Below are 17,990 nucleotides of genomic sequence, written 5' to 3' on the forward strand. Positions count from 1 at the left end.
ACGTCGCATCGAGAAGCAGCCATGCACATTCTTATCACGGGCGCCGGCGGATTCGTCGGTAGGGGGCTGGTCCGCAGACTATTGGCCAGCGCGGATTCTGAAACGCAGGACCGCGTCACCCGTCTGACGTTGCTAGACGTTGCGGTGGGGCCGATTGACGATCCGCGGGTGCGAGTCATCGAAGGCGATCTCGCTGACGCCTCGTTGCTTCAAGCGGCGACAGCCGTGCCCGTAGACGTGGTCTACCACCTCGCCAGCGTGCCGGGGGGCGCGGCCGAACAAGACTACGAGCTTGGCCGCCGGGTGAACCTGGACGGCACGCAGCAGCTCATCGATGTTTGTCGGCGCGCGAGAAACCGGCCGAGGTTCGTCTTCGCGAGCAGTATCGCCGTCTACGGCCATGCACTGCCCAGCGCGATGGACGAGAGCAGCCCGGCAATCCCCGTTACGTCCTATGGCGCGCACAAGCTGATTGGCGAAATTCTGGTGTCGGATGCCACGCGCCGCGGTGAGCTTGATGGATGGTCCCTGCGTCTGCCCGGCGTGGTTGCCCGGCCACCCGTACCGTCCGGATTGGTGTCCGCCTTTATGAGCAACCTGTTCTGGGCGGTACGGGACGCTGCTCCGATCACGCTACCAGTATCCGCGTCGGCGACAGCGTGGTGGATGAGTCGACAGCGGTGCATCGACAACCTCCTGCACGCCGGCCGCACGAGCTGGCCCCACGCGTCGCACAGCCCTGTCGTGCTGCCCGTGCTGCGGTGCTCGATCCATGATGTGCTCGATGCATTGGGAGAACGCTTTGGCAGAGAGCGCCTGGCACGGGTGTCATTCGAACCACAACCTCGAGTTCAAGCGTTGTTTGGCGCTTACCCCGAGCTCGCAACGCCAAAGGCACAAGCCGCAGGGTTTTGCAGCGACGGCTCTGTGCAAGCCATGCTCGACCGCATTTTCGGGTGCGGCTGACAATTTCCGCACGTTTGATTTCTATTTTCCACACGGGAGTGCCCATGAAACGCTTGTCAGTTGCCGCTGCATTGCTTGCCTTGGCTACAAGTGCAGCTTGCCGCATTGCGATGGCCCAGAGCGGGCCGCTGGAGACATTTCAGCGCTATGTCCGGGCGGCAAATGCTGCGGATATGCAGAGCGTTGGCGCTTTGATCTCAGCGCATGTCGAGCGCTCGGATTTTGTCGGGTGCACACCGGCAATGGATAACAAGGCTTGCCTGGCGCATTACATCCGTACCACGGTCGTGGACGCCCACGGTCACCTGAACGAAGTTTCAACCGAGTTGCATGGAGATACCGTACAAGCGCGCGTTGAACTGCGCAGCGCCTTGACCGCCAAGGTTGGGGTGGAGCGGGTGGTTGGAACCGACATTGTTCGTGTTGCCGATGGGCAGATCGTGGCCTTCCGCTTTGCGCCCGACTTCAATGACGATCAAACCGTTGCATTCTTCGCTGCGCTTGGGATTGGGCCGGGCGCACGCAAGCCGTAGCCCAACATCGCTAGGTAAGCAACCCCGTTGCGGTCATTTTGAAACCATCTCTTGGGGCAGGACGACTCAATCGGTCAGAGTTCGTCTTTCCTCGGTCAGTGCCGATCCCCCATCATTTGGCCTTGGTTCCGGATTTTGGGGTTCCATATGCCGCCATGAACACCGCGACTGCGCGGGCGATGATCTCAGATATGCGGGCGCGGCTGATGTCGACAGGCACACCGAAGAGGCACAGTTCCACGCATTCGGCCTCATACAGCGCATGTAGATGCGCTGCGGCGACGTCCGGGTTGGCGCGCTTTAGCTTGCCTGCTTTCATGGCCTCGGCGATAAACTCGGTCAACATCCCCCAGCCGATCTTGGGGCCGCGCTCATAAAAGGCGCACCCGAGGTCGGACCGATTGCCTTCGCCGATGGCCAGGCGGCGGATCGCAAGAATCGACGGTTGCAGGATGGCATTCAGGTAGTGCTCGCCAAACACGATAAGCGTGTCGGCGATAGGGCCAGTCGATTTCAACTGCGCAAAGGCATCGCGGATCTCGTCGGCGGCGGTGCCGCTCATGATCTCCGCGAACATCTCTTCCTTTGAGCTGAAATAGTTGTAGAGCGTCGCCTTGGATGCGCCTGAGCGGGCCGCGATATCTGACATCGAGGCCTGATCGAAACCGACCTCCATGAACACGCGAAAAGCGGCGTCAACAATGGCTTGCCGTTTCTCTTCTGTCTTTTTGCGCATGCATGTTTTCCTGATCCTGTGCCGCATCACCGCAGCGAAAGCGAGAGTGTATGCCATCGACCGCCCTGCAATGGCGCAGAGGCCAACGTCAGATGGCTTCGGTGGTCGCGGTCTGATGGATGTTCTCTATACCGTCAACGCACGCACGCAGACACGGCTGGATATCGATGTGCACACCGTCGGCCAACGCGCCGGTGTGCTCCCGCAATAGTCCGATGCCAACGGCATGCAGATAGCGGGCGGCAGCCTCCGGTGTCATGTCGGCACGGAGTTGATTGCGCTTGCATGCGGCGCGCATCACGTAGCCTAGGTTTGCGATGGCGCGCGCCTTGAGGCGATCGATCTGGTCGATCGCGGGCTGAGGCCACTGGGCGCAATCGGCTTGCCGTAGAACAAGGCGCAACACTGGCCACTGCGGGTCGCCTTGCACGCATTGCATCCACTTGGCATGCAATTGCGCCTGGAGGAGTTGCAAGGGCCGCGGATGCATGGCGTAGCCCCACAGATCATCGCCGATGTCCAATGGCCAGCGCAGGCCGGCAAGAACGGCTGCCAAAAGTGCAGGCTTACCACCGAAATGCCCGTAAACCGCCCCACGGGTGACGCCCGCCTGAAGAGCCACATCCTCCAGGGTGGCGGCATGGACACCGTGCTGCGAGAACAGCGCAATGGCTGCATCGATGACGCGCTGGCGGGTCTGCGCTGCGCCGGCGGCGGTTCTTTTCGCCATCGATGCGATGCCTCAGACGCCGGAGGCCCGTGGCGTCGTGGTTGCGGCCGCTGCGGGCGTACCGGTGTTCTCTACCCAACCGCCGCCCAGCGTCTTGTAGAACGTTGCAAGGTTGGTAAAGCGGGACAGGCGCGTGCTGATCAGGTTTTGCTGCGCCGTATAGAGCGAGCGCTGCGCATCCAGCACGTTGAGGTAACTGTCGACGCCGCGCTTGAAGCGAGCGGTGGCTAGGACGTAGCTCTCGGCAGTCGCATCCACCAGCGATTGCTGCGCTTCGAGCTGCTGGCCCAGCGTGCTGCGCTGCGCCAGCGCATCGGACACTTCGCGGAATGCGGTCTGGATGGCCTTCTCGTACTGCGCCACGGCAATGTCGCGGTTCGTCTTTGCGATGTCCAGATTGGCGCGGTTGGCCCCGCCGTCAAAGATGGGCAACGAGATCTGCGGGCCGAAGCTCCACGCTCCCGAGCCCGCCTTGAACAGGCTCCCCAGGCTGGCGCTGGAAGTGCCCGCCGAAGCCGTGAGACTGATGCTGGGGAAAAACGCCGCCCGTGCCGCACCGATGTTGGCATTGGCCGCCTTCAAATCATGCTCGGCCTGCAGGATGTCGGGCCGTCGCTGCAGCAGGTCGGACGACAAGCCGGGCGGAATGCTGGCGAGTACGCTGCCGGCAGCCGCCGATGTATCGGGCAGCGATTGGGGCAGTAGCTCGGCGGGCACATCGGTACCGACGAGCAGCACCAGTGCATTGCGGTCCTGCGCGACCTGCGCCGTGTAGCGCTGGACGTCTACGCGGGCGCTGTCCACGCTTGTCTGCGACTGGCGCAGCGTCAGCTTGGACGCGGTGCCCAGTTCGTAACTGCGCTGGTTGAGCCGGTAAGTGTTGCTTTGGCTGACGAGGGTGTCCTGCGCCAGTTTGAGTTGGTCCTGGTCTGCGGCAAGCGTCAGGTACGCAGTGGCGACCTCCGCAATCAGACTGATTTGGCTGCTGCGGCGCGCCTCCGCGGTGGAAAGGTACTGCTCCAGCGCCTGCGCGCTGAGACTGCGCACGCGCCCGAAGAAATCCAGTTCATAGGCGCTGAAACCTAGCGTGGCGCTGTAGCTATGTGCGACCAGCGGTTGTCCGATGCCAGAGAGACCGGCCGGCGTGCGACTGGCGTTCTCATTGCCACTGGCCTTGACGGAGGGGAACAGCGCAGCGTCCTGCACGCGATACTGCGCTCGGGCTTTCTCGATGTTGAGCACGGCGACGCGAAGGTCCCGGTTATTCGCCAATGCCAGCTCAATGACCCGTTGCAAATGTGAATCGGTAAAGACTTGGCGCCAGCCAATCTGGGCTACCGGCGAGGCAGTCTCGCCAGCGGGGCTGTCTGCGGAAGGCGCTGCAGTAGCGACATCGGCAAAGGCCGTGGGCACAGGGGAGGCCGGCTGTTGGTAGGCCGGCATGAGGCTGCAGCCCGTCAGCATGGCGGCCAACGGGAGCAGTGTGGAGGAAAACGGAAAACGGATCATCTCGAACGTCCTTACGAGGCAGCGGCGTCGGTCGGTGGGGCATGAACGGGCGCCGTAGCCGGCCCGCGCTTGAACAGCCCCCGCACAAGCACAAAGAACAGCGGCACGAAAAAGATGGCGAGCACTGTGCCGGACAACATGCCACCGATGACAGCGACACCGAGCGCGTGCTGTGCACCGGCGCCGGCACCTGTGCCCATCACCATTGGCACCACACCGAGGATGAACGCCAGGGACGTCATCAGAATCGGCCTCAGGCGCATGCGCACGGCCGCCATGGCGGCATCGACCAGGCTCTTGCCGTGCTCGTTGAGCTCCTTGGCGAATTCAACGATGAGGATCGCGTTCTTGCACGCCAGTCCGATGGTGGTCAGCAGGCCCACCTGGAAATACACGTCGTTCATCTTCCAGGTGAGCACGGCACCCAGCAGCGCACCGAACACGCCCAGCGGCACCACCATGATCACCGAGAAGGGGATCGCCCAGCTTTCGTACAGCGCGGCCAGACACAGGAACACGATCAGGATCGACAGCGTGTAGAGCAGGGTGGTTTGCCCAGTGGAGGCCTTCTCCTGCATCGAGAGGCCGGTCCACGCGTAGCCGATGCCCGCGGGCAGCTTGGCGACGGCATCTTCGACGATGGCCAGCGCTTCGCCACTGGAGGCTTTGCCCGGCATGCCCATACCCAGGATTTCCATTGATGGCACGCCGTTGTAGCGCTCCAGGCGGGGGGAACCCGACGTCCAGTCGACCTTGGCGAACGCCGTGAAGGGGACCATGGTTCCGGCGCTATTGCGCACGTACCACTTGTCGATGTCGCCCGGGTTCATGCGGTAGGGCGCATCGGCTTGCAGCATGACTTTCTTGACGCGGCCCCGGTCGATGAAGTCGTTCACGTAGCTACTGCCCCAAGCGGTGGCAAGGGTGGTGTTGATATCGGAGATGGAGACACCGAGCGTTTCGGCTTTGTGCGCATCGATCTTGAGTTGAAACTCGGGCGTGTCTTCTTGCCCGTTGGGGCGTACGGCCACCAGGCGCTGGTCTTTGGATAGCGTACCGAGCAGCTGGTTACGGGCCTGCATCAGAGCGTCGTGGCCGAGGTTGGCACGGTCTTGCAGCATCAGGTCAAAGCCGGTGGCGTTGCCCAGTTCTGCCACGGCGGGCGGCGCAAAAGCGAACACCCGGGCATCGCGCAGAGTGGCAAAGAAGCCGAACGCCTTATCCACGACACCGTTGACGCTGAGCGCCTCGCCCTTGCGCTCGTTCCACGGGCGCAGCTTGACGAAGGCAAAGCCCATGTTCTGGCCGCTGCCTGCAAAGCTGAAACCCGCCACGGAGAACACGCCTGAAACTGCGTCCTTCTGGTCGACCAGGAAGTGGTGTTCCACTTGGCGCAGCACGTCTTCGGTGCGCGCGTTGGTGGCGCCCGGCGGCAGCTGCGCCAGGACGAACAGCGAGCCCTGGTCTTCATCCGGCAGGAAGCCGACCGGCAGCTTCATGAAACCCACCACCACCAGCGCGAACAACACGCCGTAGACCACCATGTAGCGCCAGCCCTTGCCCAGCATGTGGCGCACGATGCCCTGATACCGCTGATTGCCGCGGTCGAAGGTCCGGTTGAACCAGCCGAAGAAGCCGGTGGTGGCCTGCACGTGGCCTTTCTCAACGGGCTTGAGCAGGGTGGCACACAGGGCAGGGGTGAGCACCAGCGCCACCAGCACCGACAGCGTCATTGCCGACACAATCGTGATCGAGAACTGCCGGTAGATCACACCCGTCGAGCCCTTGAAGAACGCCATCGGCACGAACACAGCAGCCAGCACGAGTGCAACGCCGACCAGCGCGCCCGTGATCTGCCCCATCGACTTGCGCGTTGCCTCCTTCGGTGAGAGGCCTTCCTCACTCATCACGCGCTCGACGTTCTCCACCACCACGATGGCATCGTCGACCAGCAAGCCGATGGCCAGCACCATGGCAAACATAGTCAATGTGTTAATGGTGAAACCGCACGTAGCCAGCACGCCAAACGTGCCCAGCAACACTACCGGCACTGCGATGGTCGGGATCAGCGTGGCGCGAAAATTCTGCAAGAACAGATACATCACCAGGAACACCAGCACGATGGCCTCAACCAGCGTGCGCACTACCTCTTCAATCGAGATGCGGACGAATGGCGTGGTGTCGTATGGCTTCTGCACCTTCATGCCTGGCGGGAAGAAGCGCTCAAGTTCGGTCACGCGGGCGTCGATCGCCTTGACGGTATCGAGTGCGTTGGCGCCTGTCGCCAGCTTGATCGCCAGGCCGGCGGCCGGCTTGCCGTTGTAGCGCCCGACCGTGTTGTAGTTCTCGCTCCCCAGCTCGATGCGGGCGACGTCGCGCAGGCGCACCTGCGAGCCATCGGTTTGCGTGCGTAGCAGGATGTTGCCGAATTCTTCGACAGTCTTGAGGCGCGTTTGCGAGGTGATGGTCGCATTGATCTGCTGTCCCGCCAATGCCGGCATGGCACCCAGTTGGCCTGCGGAGATCTGCGCGTTTTGCGCTTGGATGGCGTTCTTGACGTCCAGCGGCGTCAAACTGAAGTTGGAGAGCTTGTTCGGATCCAGCCAGATGCGCATGGCGTACTGCGAGCCGAACAGCGTCGTGTCACCCACTCCTTCCACCCGGCTGATCGCGTCCTGCACGTTGGCGGCCACATAGTCGGACAGGTCGGAGCCATTCATGCTGCCGTCTTCTGAAGTGAAGGCCAGCACGTTCAGGAAGTTCGTGGCGGATTTGGCCACCTGCACGCCTTGCTGTTGCACCTCCTGTGGCAGCAGCGGTGTGGCCAGCGCGAGTTTGTTCTGCACCTGCACCTGCGCGGTATCCGGGTCCGTGCCGTTTTCGAACGTCAGCGTAATGGTGGCGGTGCCAGAAGACTCGCTGGTGGACGCCATGTAGCTCAGGTGGTCCAACCCCTTCATCTTTTGTTCGATGATCTGGGTGACGGTGTCTTCCAGCGTTTTGGCCGATGCCCCCGGGTACGTGGCCGTGATCGACACGGCCGGTGGTGCGATGCTCGGATACTGCGCGATGGGCAATGTGGCGATGGCCAACGCACCCGCCAGCATCACGATGATGGCCAACACCCACGCAAAAATGGGGCGGTCGATGAAGAAGCGTGCCATGGTGGTGTCCCGGATCAGTTAGCGGCCACGGTCGCCGGCTTGGAAGTGGATGGTGCGGGTGCCTTCGTTGTCCACGGGGTTGTCTTGACCTCTGCGCCGGGCAATGCACGCGGCAAACCGTCCACCACGAGTTGATCGCCCACGCGCAGGCCCGAGCGTACGAGCCATTGGTCGCCGACGGTGCGGTCGGTTTCCAGTGCACGCCGCTGCAGCTTGTGGTCGGCTCCCACCACATAGGCGAAGGGCTTGCCGGTGCTGTCGCGTGCCACGGCCTGCTGTGGTATGAGCACAGCCTCATCCTTCACGCCTTCGGCTAGCACCGCACGCACATACATGCCAGGGAGCAGCACTGCATTCGGGTTGGGAAACACTGCGCGCAGCGTCACCGAGCCGGTGTTCTGGTCGACCGTGACATCGGAAAACTCCAGCCTGCCTTCCAACGGATACGTGCTGCCGTCTTCCAGCTGCAACCGCACAGTGGCCGCATTGGCCCCGGCCTTTTGGAGGTCGCCTCGCGCCATCGCTTGTTTCAGGCGCAGCAGCGCGGCGCTGGGCTGCGTCACATCAACGTAGATCGGATCGAGCTGCTGAATCGTTGCCATCGCGGTGGTCTGGTTGGCGGTAACCAGGGCGCCGGGTGTCACGCTTGATTTGCCGATGCGCCCCGAGATAGGCGCGTCCACGCGGGCATAAGCCAGGTTGATGCGGCTTGTCTCTACGTTGGCTCGGGCGGCTGCCACATCGGCTTCGCCCTGAGCCAGGGCGGCCGCGGCATCGTCGTAGTCCTGCTGGCTGACGGCCTGGATGGCCACGAGCTCCTTGTAGCGCTCGGCTTTCAGGCGCGTGCTCTTGAGGTTGGCTTGCGCCTTGGCCAGCGCGGCCACATTGCTGTCGTAGGTGGCTTGGTACGTGGCGGGGTCGATCTGGTAGAGCGGCTCACCCGCCTTGACGTCGCTGCCTTCGCGGAACTTGCGTGCCTTGATGATGCCGTTGACCTGCGGCCGCACATCGGCAATCAGGAATGGAACGGTGCGGCCGGGCAACTCTGTACTGAGTGCCACGCGCTGCGACTGTACGGTCACCACACCCATGGTTGGCGTGCCCTCCGCCGGGGGCGCGCCGCCGGGCGGCTTGCCGCAGGCAGCAAGTAAAGACGCTGCCGCAAGCGCGGCCAGCAATGAGGGGATAGCAGATGGAGTCGAGTGCATGACAGCTTCCTAAGTATTCGAGGCACCGCGAGATAAAACTAAACTGAACGGTATAGTATAAATATGATTTGATGTGGTCAAGACCGCGCGCTTTCCAGATCGGAAATGGTGCGTTGCGGCTTCGTTACGTTCGTTTCGATAGACCGTCGTCTGCGTCAGAACCCGCACCCGTGACCGGGCGAAACGCAGGCGTGCTGGCACCGTCGGGCCGGAGGTGGTGTTGCCCGGCAGCTGGCGGGATCTGCCAGTACGAAACTCCCGCTGAGCGCGTACGGACGCATTTGGAGTGAGCGATTGAGGGGCTGCCAGCGGCGTTGGCAACGGGTTGTTAGTGCTCTTTTCCCGCTCACAGAGTCCGGGCGTACGCGCCAAGACCCTCAAATAATCTCAGCACGCCCGTCCGATTCTTGACACGCATGAAGGGGGCGTGGGATACGACACGTGCAAACGAGGCACCCCACTTCCGTGGGGGGATGACTGGCCCCTGTGTCAGTGCCGCAGATTTGACGACAACAAGAAATCGGGAGGGTGTATGAGCAACAAACAGGTATCACGAGCCCCGCTGGCGGGCTCCAGAGCAAACCATTGGCGCGGCCACTTCACGATCGGGCGAGGGTCTTCAGGGCGAGCCGCATGAACGACGCTTCGACCTTTAACGGCTCGTCCAGGCTCTCCGGATCGCCTGCGGCGCGCTGAGCACTGCACAGATAGCAGTGGTGGGTCCCTGGCGGCGGAACGCTCCGTCGCCTTGCGCGTACTCGCAAATCACGGCACGCACTCGCGGGCTGCCTTTGTCTCTCTTGATCGTGAAAACCACCATGTTGCTGACAAGCAAACAATTCTTCGCAACCATTTCCGCCGCCTTGCTGCTGGGTGCGTGCGGTGGCGGCGGCAGCGATGCCACAACAAGCGCGCTCTCAACCGGCACGAGTTCGACCTCCCCCGGCGCGGGTGCCACGCCAAGCCCAACGGATGGTTCCGGCGGCACGTCTGGCTCGACGGCGTCCGTGGCACCCTCCGCCGGTTGGGCCAACGTCAAGATGGGCGGCGGCGGGTACGTGCCGGGGGTGGTCTACCACCCGACCGTGGCCAACTTGCGCTATGCGAGAACAGACGTCGCCGGTGCCTACCGCTGGGACAACACTGCCGGCAACTGGACCGCAATGACCGATGGCTTCAGTCGCCTTGATGGCGGATACGTGGGTGTCGAAAGCCTGGCTGTGAATCCGTCGAATGCCAATGCGGTCTACATGACAACGGGCATGTACGCGTCATCCGGAAACGGGCGTTTCTACTACTCATCCAATCAGGGCAACACGTGGAACTACGTGACGCTGCCCTTTCCCGTGGGATCGAACAACCAGGGCAGGGCGATCGGCGAGCGACTGGTAGTTGACCCGAATCGGCCTTCGACCATGTTCTATGCGTCTCGCACTGCCGGGCTCTGGAAAAGCACGGACTCCGGCATGCATTGGAGCCAGGTCAGCTCGCTGTCGTCCTACGTCATGACCTCGACCGATATCTCCAGCGCCAGCCAGGGGAGCCCTATCGGCGTCGAGTTTGTCGTGCTGGACGTCACCGTTCCAACCACAGGCTTTACGCCGACCGGCAACGCGACGCCAACGATTTACGTGGGTGTGGCACCCGACTACAAGAGCCTGGCGGGGCTCGGCGCCTACCTCTACAAGTCGATCGATGGCGGTTCAACGTGGTCGGGCGTTGCGCTTCCCACTGCGGTCACCAGCGCCATTGCGAGCAACCAGATACATATTCCGCATCTGGCCCGTGCAGCTGACGGCATGCTGTATGTCCCATTCACGACCGGACCGGGCCCGGGTAGCGGTGGGCCGTCGCTCCTTTACAAGTTTGACGGCGGCGCGACGTGGACAAAGCTGATCGCCTCTGGCGAGGGCCAGTACTACGGCGGTATCGGTGGCATTTCGGTGCAAGGCAGCGGTGCGATGACGAAAATTGCATTTGGCGTGTCGGGCACATGGGGCGACTCGGCATGGGTGCAGGTTGCCATGCGCTCGGCCGATGGTGGCCAGACTTGGTCGGAGTTCGGCAGGTCAGGCGATGTGAACGGAACCCACAATTTCCATGACGCATCTGGCACGACAGGCGCTTCGTCGCCCGAGTATTGGGGCTGGACAGACGACCTCCAGATCGATCCCTTCAATCCCGATCATGTGTCTTATGTGACTGGCGGCGGTGTGTGGTCGACGCGCGATGCGTTCTCCTCGTCAACACCGCACTGGAGTTTCGAGGTCAACGGGATCGAGGAGATGATCAACCTCGCGATGGTGGCGCCGCCGCCTGGCGCATCCTATGTACTCGCCAGCGGGCAAGGGGATACTGGCCTCTATGTCCACACGTCGTTGACCGCGGCCGCGACGCGATCCCCGAACCTCGGTGCGTCGCCACCCCTTGGGAAGGGCGGTAACGGAACGGGCATCGACATGGCTTGGAACAATCCGGCCTACATCGCCGCAGTCGGCACGTTCGGTACCTCCAAGGGGGCCTATTCGACCGACGCCGGCGCCAGTTGGACGAGCTTTGCCAGCGTGCCTCCGGTGGCAGCGACGCACTCGGGCGATCAATCCAGCGTGGTGGTTACGGCGGATGGCGCCAGCGTGATCTGGGCAATTGCCGGTGCGGTGCCGTACTACACCACCGACAGCGGCGCCACATGGACCGCGACCAACCTGCCAGCTCCTGCGGTCGCGTATCACATGGCGGCTGACCGCAAGAACCCGCGCAAGGTCTACGCCTACGAGCATGGCGGCAACTGGTGGTACCCGTCCAATTCCGGCAAGTTCTACTACTCAACCGACGGTGGGCACACCTTTAGTGCCAGTTCACAAACCTGGGCGCCCAATGGCTTCAATGTGACGGACTTGGCGGTCAACCCCTTTGCCGAAGGCGACCTCTGGCTGGCCGACGCCAACAATCTCTGGCATTCCGTCGATTCCGGCGCCACATGGACGAAGCTGACCGGTATGGCAACGGTGGGCGCGGAACCCACCAACGTACACGGGGCCATCAAGGTCGCCCTGGGTGTGCCTGCAACGGGCGCCGCTTACACGGCAGCCGTCTATCTGGTGGGTACGGTCAACGGCAAGGACGCTGTGTATCGCTCGGACGACAAGGGCGCAACGTGGGTCCGTATCGACGATGACAACCATCGCTACGGAGGCGTCTCGCGGATTGTCGCGGACACCGGCGTCTACGGTCGCCTGTTCATGTCGGGCCGAGGCATGCTCTACAACTACTGAACGACGAGTGCCGACGTTTGATGGCGCTGGGGAGCGTGCAGTGCGCCAATCCCAAAAGGGCCTATCTCCTGGCGCACCATGCAATACGTGCACGGCGGCAGAGCACGCCGTGCCGATATGGCGATCCTATGCGGCGGACGAGTGGGCAGTCGACATTGCTCAAAGCTGCTACCGAGCTTCAATCGTCCTTTGTCTTTCTCAGAATAAAGATGGCGAGGCGACGCACGGTCGCTTTTCAAGCGTTCGGGCGCCCCTCGGCCATTAAGAAAGTACAGAGAAGATCTTAGTGCTTCTGTACTTTTGCGCTGCCGGCAATATCGTCAGCCGTCGACTTGATCTTATGGGCGAGGTTTGAGAAGAATGCATCCATCTTGTGCGTTGCATTCTCGAGGTTTTGATTCGGAAGCTTGTCGGGGCCGCCCGCAATCTTCGGCGGGTGGGAAACGTGGTGACCGGTGAGTGCGTTCGAAATTTTGCTGAAAATGCTCATGTTAACTCCTGGTTAAATAAATCAAGTGACCGAATAATTGGCTGGTCAGGTAAGAATTTAATCCAGGTTTCCGAAGGCGCAGGCAAGATTTCCGAATATATCAAGACAGGCGCGAAATTCCGGCTCGTAGCGCTGAAATGCCGCTTGTTTTGTGCGTGAAAACGGATGGGTCGACGGCCTGATTGTGGTGTGGGCCATATCTTTCGGGTGCGGCTGCATCTTTTCGCCGTTGTCGTTATTAATCCATTTGCGCCGATTTAACCTATTTGAGCCAGACCGATTGTGCCTAAGGGTTGTTCCCGCATGGCGGTTTCATCGGGTCCGGCAGAGGTTGTCTTATTTTGTTCAACGCCTTAAACAGGAAAAAATCATGAAGAACGTGATCTGCTGCTTTCTCCTCGCTTTGACCAGCACCATCTTTGCGCAATCGTCGTACGCTCAGGCCGCCGATATGAGCAGCAGTCAGCAAGGTAGCGGCGTCTCCGATATGCAATCGTCTTCGGATAGCGACATCGCGGGCTCGGCTGCCTGCATGGGCTGCCACTGAGGCCCCTGAAGACGTGAGCTGAGTGCAGCTCCGTGGGGCCGACGTCAGCACAGTCCTGCAGGTGGTGATAAGACCATTTGCAGGGCTTGCACTACACGTCGGCGCCGCCCAATCGGCAATCCGAAGCATCACCGCGCTCAGGTTCAGGATCAGTTGACTGAATCCGAACCACCAATTGTCCGATGGCCGATCGGGATTCGATCCCGAGCTTATCGAAGATCCTCGCCACGTAAATTCTGACTGTCCAATAGCTGATCTTCAGCGTCATGGCGATCTGCTTGTCGGACATGCCCTGCAAGATCAGATGGCTGACTTCAGCTTCTCGCCAGGTCATGTCGAAGTACTGGACAAACCAAGCAGCTGACCCGACAGTGTCCGCCAAGAGATGTACGGTGGTACAGCCGTGGATCGGGCCAGCGCCATCCTTCCAACGTTCGACACAGAGCACGAAGCCGCTCCACGTCATATCAGCCGGGAGCCCTTCACCGATGCGGCATAGCAAGCCGCACAGAGCATCTCGTCTTTCTCTTCCAAGACTTGCCTGTAGCGTGCGTGCCCGGCGATTGGGCTGTGGGGGCTGTCCAGGCTTCAGCACAAAACGCAGGTTGCCTGCTGAGACTGCATTGCTTTGCGGGCGGCTCGCTTGACGCAGTCGATGCGCGTTCAGCAGATAGGGCTGGAGCAGTTGAAGCAGCGTCTGCTCGCGCACGCCAAAGCGTTTTTTTGCATCGCTGGTACCGAACCTGTAGTCGAGCAGCATGCCCGTGCCGTCCTCCACAGACATGCTAATGCCGGGATAAGTCCGGTGGCGCGTCAGAAAATCAGCGAAGTACTCTGTGCGCTTGAGCGCACGGTAGTCCATCAGGCTTTCGACGATTAATGGCCCTGGGCAGCCCCGTAGCAGTGGCGAAATTGGGTCTACGGTCTGGAAGTGGCGTCGGTATTCCGCATGCATGCTGTCGTCGCGACCCCAGCCGCCTGGCTCCTCCAGTACGCGTCCTCCTTCACGCCAAACCAGGTGCCCGACAACGTCAACATGGAGAAGCGAGCCGAGCGCTCCGACGAGATCCGGGCGATGTACAAAACTATGTGAAGACGCCTGTTGCAGTTCTGTAGCAACGTGCAACAAGGCGCGGACATCATCTGTGGAGAGGGTCATCATGCGGCCGGGTAAAGAACGGGTCAGCGATCGCGCCGGTGGCCCTTGGATCCGGCTTCGATTGAGCCGGCCATCCGTTTCATACATTCGTGGCGGCGTGGGCCACCCCTGAGAACCGGGTCGCTCAAGCGCAAGTCGATGCCGTTCCTCAGGGGCATCACTCAACTGGGCGTGACGGATGTGTCCTGACCGTTGACGCGGACGATTACCGGTTGCTTATTGGGTGCCTTGTCGGCAACGATGGTGTACGAGACGACTTGCCCGTTGCTCCATTCGCAGTCCACCCGATATCCACCACGCGCCCGCAGGCCCTTGAATCGCCCAGCGGATTTCCATGCGGCAGGGCACGCTGGCAGCAGCACGATCTTCCCCTCGTGGCTTTGCAGCAGCATTTCGGTCACCGCACCGCTGATGCCGAGGTTGCCATCGATCTGGAAGGGCGGATGATTGCAGAACAAGTTCGATAGCGTGTTGTAAGTCAATAGGCCTCTGAGCATGATCTGGGCACGCTCGGCGTCTCCGAGTCGCGCAAAAAGAGCGCAACGCCACGGCCACGTCCACGAACGCCGGCTATCGCCGGAGACCGTTCCCGCGGTGAACGTAATGTTGCTTCCGGGTGGCTCACCGCAACGGGCCTTCAGCGAGACGAGCGCGGCTGCAGCGAAGGCTGGTGTTTTGGACGGGCTGATTTGGCGTCCTGGATATACCGCGAAGAGGTGGGATGTATGACGGTGAATGTCCGTCGGATCGTCGCGGTCGGTTTGCCACTCTTGTAGTTGCCCCCAACTGCCGATCTTGTTTGGCGCCAGATCCGCCTGCATTTGAGCGACGGTCGCTCGGTAGGCCGAATCGACGTTCAGTTTGGCAGCGGCATCCTGATAGTTCTGGAACAGGTCCCAAATGATCTGCTGGTCGTACATCACCCCGTCTTCGCGCGGTCCGTGCTCGGGCGACCATCCGTTTGGCGAGACCAGCGTCCCATTGGGCAGCCTCTTCAAGCGGTCTTCCCAGAACTGGCAAATCTCCTTGATAAGCGGATAGGCGATGTTCCGCAGATAGTCGATGTCCTGCGTGAATGCGAAGTGCTCGTACAAATGTTGGGCATACCAGGCGCTGGCGACCGTGTTCCACTCCCAACCGTTCCCGCCGAAGATGCTTTGACTGGTTCTAGCTGTCCAACCCCGGTTCGCGCCCAATGCCGCCTTTGAGGCAGCTCGGCTGGGCCCGGCAACCTGGGCGATGAAGTTGACAAGAGGCAGATGACAGGAGGGCAGATTCGTGCTTTCGGTCCCCCAGTAGTTCATCTGTATGTTGATGTTGGTGTGGTAGTCGCTCGCCCATGCAGGTTGGTTGTCCTGATTCCAGAGTCCCTGAAGGTTCGCCGGCAGTCCATTCGGTCGCGACGAGCTGACGAGCAGGTAGCGGCTGTAATCGAACATGGTCTGCTCCAGCGATGGGTCTGCAGCCCCGGCGGCATAGGCGGCCCTTCGCTGGTCGGTAGGCAGAGCCGCCGTTGCAGAATCGGTGTTCCCCCAGTTGACCGAGGCTGTGGAGACCATCGCGCTGAAATCGGTGACGTGCGAGTCGTGCAGTGCTCCGTAGCTCTTCGCAGCGGCTGCGGCCAGAGCAGCCGAAACAGCCGACTGAGGATCGCCGCCGCGCCACCCCGACGCGTAATCCATTTTGTAGTTGGTGCGTGCATCGAGAATGAGCAGAAGACTCGTGCAACCACTGAACGCCAGCGCGCTACCCACCGCAGAGAGTTGCCCCCCCGTCGCGATGACCTGAATTCCGCAGGCGTACTTGAGTGCGTTGGCCATCGTCCCGGAAAACGTCAACCGCCCGGCGTTCGGATCCACGCTCGTGCTGGTGCCTTGATCAGATGTCAGATTGATCCGTCCAGAGAGACCCTGCGTGCCGCTGGCGACGTAGCGGAACACCATCACGTCATCGACCTTGCTGGCGAAGGCTTCACGCGTGATTTGAAGATTGCCGATGCCGAAGGTGGTGGTATGAATCGCGCTCCCTAAGTCGAGGGCGCGGCGATATTCCGAGACTGCGGCACACGAAGCCGTCGTAAAACCGTCACCCGTCAGCGCGATCTCCGCCACCTGGAAGTGGCTGACGCCGGCCCTGGGCGTAAAGGTGAACCGGTACAAGCTGTAAGCGGTGGTGTTTTGAAAGCTGAACGTTTGCGCAAGCTTTCGGCTCGGAAAAGGCGCATTCGGCGCGCGGGAGTCCAGCGTGGTCCAGCTGATGCCGTCGTTCGAGGCCGACAGTGTCCATTGCTGCGGATCGCGCTCCGGTACATCGTTGGCGCTGGTCAACGTGTAGGCGTTGATCGCGGCCGGGCGCGGCAAACGCGCCTGCCACATGACCGAAGAACCCGGCTGTTCGATGCACCACTTGGTATCGGGCGATTGGTCCGACGTCTTGAGCAAATCCTCACCACCCGTGCTGCTGCCCGCAGCTTGTCCGGTCGGCGACGACAGATACAGCGGACGCGGCTCACCCAGGCTCACGCCGGCCAGCCCGATTTCCGCCACCTGGAAGTGGCTGACGCCGGCCTTCGGTACAAAGCTAAACCGATAGAACCGGTAGGCCGTGTTATTGGTGAAGTTGAATGACCTGGTGAGAAATCGGCTCGCGAACGGCGCATCGAGCGTGCGCGAGTCCAACGTCACCCAACTGTTGCCGTCATTGGATCCGCTCAAGGTCCATTGCTGGGGGTCGCGCTCGGGGACGTCGTTGGCGCTGGTCAGCGAATAAGTCGCAACCGCGGCTGGTGTCGACAACTCGGCCTGCCAAGTCACCAGATTGCCAGGGCTATCGATGCACCATTTAGTGCCGGTGTTTCCGTCGACGCTTTGTGCTACGCCTTCAGCAGCGCTACTACTGCCCTGCGCGGACCAGCCAATCACCGCAGCGCGGGGGACGAAGTCGAGCACAACGTTTCCGAACGAACGATAACTTCCGAAGCCGGTCACGCTCGTGTCGAAGGCCTCGTCGTTCTGGCCAGCGGTGGCATTGTCGTAGTTGTTGATCCCTCCCCATAGGCTTTGCTCATTGAATTGAATGCGCTCGGACAACGGGCCTCCGAACAGCATGGCGCCCAAGCGTGCATTTCCAATGGGCAAGGCTTCGGACTGCCAGTCCGTTGCCGCACTGCCATACCAGAGACTCCGGCCCAGCGGTTGTGCGGCCGTGGCGCCTTGCGTAAGGGCCTGTGATAGGGCGGCCGGGCGCAATGCTGCGCTCTCTGGACTTGCTGATTCGGCTTCGCCGTCCCCGCCGCAGGCATGGAGCAGGGGAGTCGCCGCAATGGCGCCGCCCAACTTCAGAATCGCACGGCGGTGCGGGTCGTATTTGATCGTCATTCAGATGTCTCCTTCACGTCGCGCAGCCACGAGCGGTCGGTCATCGAACCGCTGTGTGTGCGGCTTTTTTTGGGCACGCAATGGGCCATGAGGTGCCGGATACGGCCCCGTGGACATTGCAAGCTGCAGGGGACTGTCGCCAACCTCGGTAGGCGTCTTCGCCATCGACCGCATATGGCCTTACGGCAGGCTGTACGGTGGGGTCAGCAGGGGATGTGGCGCCCATCTTGGCTTCGTGCATCAGGTAGGGGCCGATACAGGAGCCAACCAATGCTGCGGCAGCCACGGTCGTGCGA

12 protein-coding genes are annotated in these 17,990 nt (G+C 61.6%); 4 read left to right on the forward strand and 8 right to left on the reverse strand.

Annotated features, from left to right (window positions below):
- Positions 1–21 precede the first annotated feature (21 nt).
- Complete coding sequence (locus ACTJK6_RS10145) at positions 22–966, forward strand: NAD-dependent epimerase/dehydratase family protein (RefSeq protein WP_440838923.1); 945 nt, start codon at positions 22–24, stop codon at positions 964–966.
- Complete coding sequence (locus ACTJK6_RS10150; RefSeq protein WP_440838924.1) at positions 957–1,499, forward strand: hypothetical protein; 543 nt, start codon at positions 957–959, stop codon at positions 1,497–1,499. Before ACTJK6_RS10145 ends, ACTJK6_RS10150 begins: the two co-directional genes overlap by 10 nt.
- Positions 1,500–1,611: 112 nt before the next feature.
- Here ACTJK6_RS10150 and ACTJK6_RS10155 read toward each other — a convergent pair whose 3' ends face one another.
- The 5 genes from ACTJK6_RS10155 to ACTJK6_RS10175 form a co-directional block, all read right to left on the reverse strand.
- Positions 1,612–2,235, reverse strand: a complete 624-nt coding sequence (locus tag ACTJK6_RS10155) for a TetR/AcrR family transcriptional regulator (RefSeq protein ID WP_232039494.1) — start codon at positions 2,233–2,235, stop codon at positions 1,612–1,614.
- 88 nt (positions 2,236–2,323) lie between these two features.
- The gene (locus tag ACTJK6_RS10160) at positions 2,324–2,965 is read right to left on the reverse strand and encodes a TetR family transcriptional regulator (RefSeq protein ID WP_440838926.1); all 642 of its coding nucleotides are present in this window, start codon (positions 2,963–2,965) and stop codon (positions 2,324–2,326) included.
- A gap of 12 nt (positions 2,966–2,977) precedes the next feature.
- Complete coding sequence (adeC, locus tag ACTJK6_RS10165) at positions 2,978–4,474, reverse strand: AdeC/AdeK/OprM family multidrug efflux complex outer membrane factor (protein WP_440838927.1); 1,497 nt, start codon at positions 4,472–4,474, stop codon at positions 2,978–2,980.
- 11 nt (positions 4,475–4,485) lie between these two features.
- Positions 4,486–7,638, reverse strand: coding sequence for an efflux RND transporter permease subunit (locus ACTJK6_RS10170; RefSeq protein ID WP_440838929.1), 3,153 nt, complete (start codon positions 7,636–7,638; stop codon positions 4,486–4,488).
- A gap of 14 nt (positions 7,639–7,652) precedes the next feature.
- Positions 7,653–8,846 (reverse strand): efflux RND transporter periplasmic adaptor subunit, encoded by a 1,194-nt coding sequence (locus ACTJK6_RS10175; RefSeq protein ID WP_440838930.1) that lies wholly within the window; start codon positions 8,844–8,846, stop codon positions 7,653–7,655.
- 818 nt (positions 8,847–9,664) lie between these two features.
- Between ACTJK6_RS10175 and ACTJK6_RS10180 the strand changes: the two genes are divergently transcribed.
- The gene (locus ACTJK6_RS10180) at positions 9,665–12,121 is read left to right on the forward strand and encodes a VPS10 domain-containing protein (RefSeq protein ID WP_440838932.1); all 2,457 of its coding nucleotides are present in this window, start codon (positions 9,665–9,667) and stop codon (positions 12,119–12,121) included.
- 283 nt (positions 12,122–12,404) lie between these two features.
- Here ACTJK6_RS10180 and ACTJK6_RS10185 read toward each other — a convergent pair whose 3' ends face one another.
- Complete coding sequence (locus ACTJK6_RS10185; RefSeq protein ID WP_232039501.1) at positions 12,405–12,611, reverse strand: hypothetical protein; 207 nt, start codon at positions 12,609–12,611, stop codon at positions 12,405–12,407.
- A gap of 370 nt (positions 12,612–12,981) precedes the next feature.
- Between ACTJK6_RS10185 and ACTJK6_RS10190 the strand changes: the two genes are divergently transcribed.
- On the forward strand, positions 12,982–13,158 hold the full coding sequence (locus tag ACTJK6_RS10190) for a hypothetical protein (protein ID WP_414562199.1): 177 nt from the start codon (positions 12,982–12,984) through the stop codon (positions 13,156–13,158).
- Positions 13,159–13,249: 91 nt separating this feature from the next.
- On the opposite strand, the gene ACTJK6_RS10195 is transcribed toward ACTJK6_RS10190, so the two are convergent.
- Both ACTJK6_RS10195 and ACTJK6_RS10200 read right to left on the reverse strand, forming a co-directional pair.
- On the reverse strand, positions 13,250–14,320 hold the full coding sequence (locus tag ACTJK6_RS10195; RefSeq protein WP_440838934.1) for a helix-turn-helix transcriptional regulator: 1,071 nt from the start codon (positions 14,318–14,320) through the stop codon (positions 13,250–13,252).
- A 158-nt stretch (positions 14,321–14,478) separates the two neighbouring features.
- Entirely contained in the window at positions 14,479–17,694 is a 3,216-nt protein-coding gene (locus ACTJK6_RS10200) for a glycosyl hydrolase family 95 catalytic domain-containing protein (protein ID WP_440838936.1), read from the reverse strand.
- Positions 17,695–17,990: the final 296 nt, after the last annotated feature.

It is taken from the genome of Ralstonia sp. 22086, from assembly GCF_052045975.1.
Lineage (GTDB): Bacteria > Pseudomonadota > Gammaproteobacteria > Burkholderiales > Burkholderiaceae > Ralstonia > Ralstonia wenshanensis.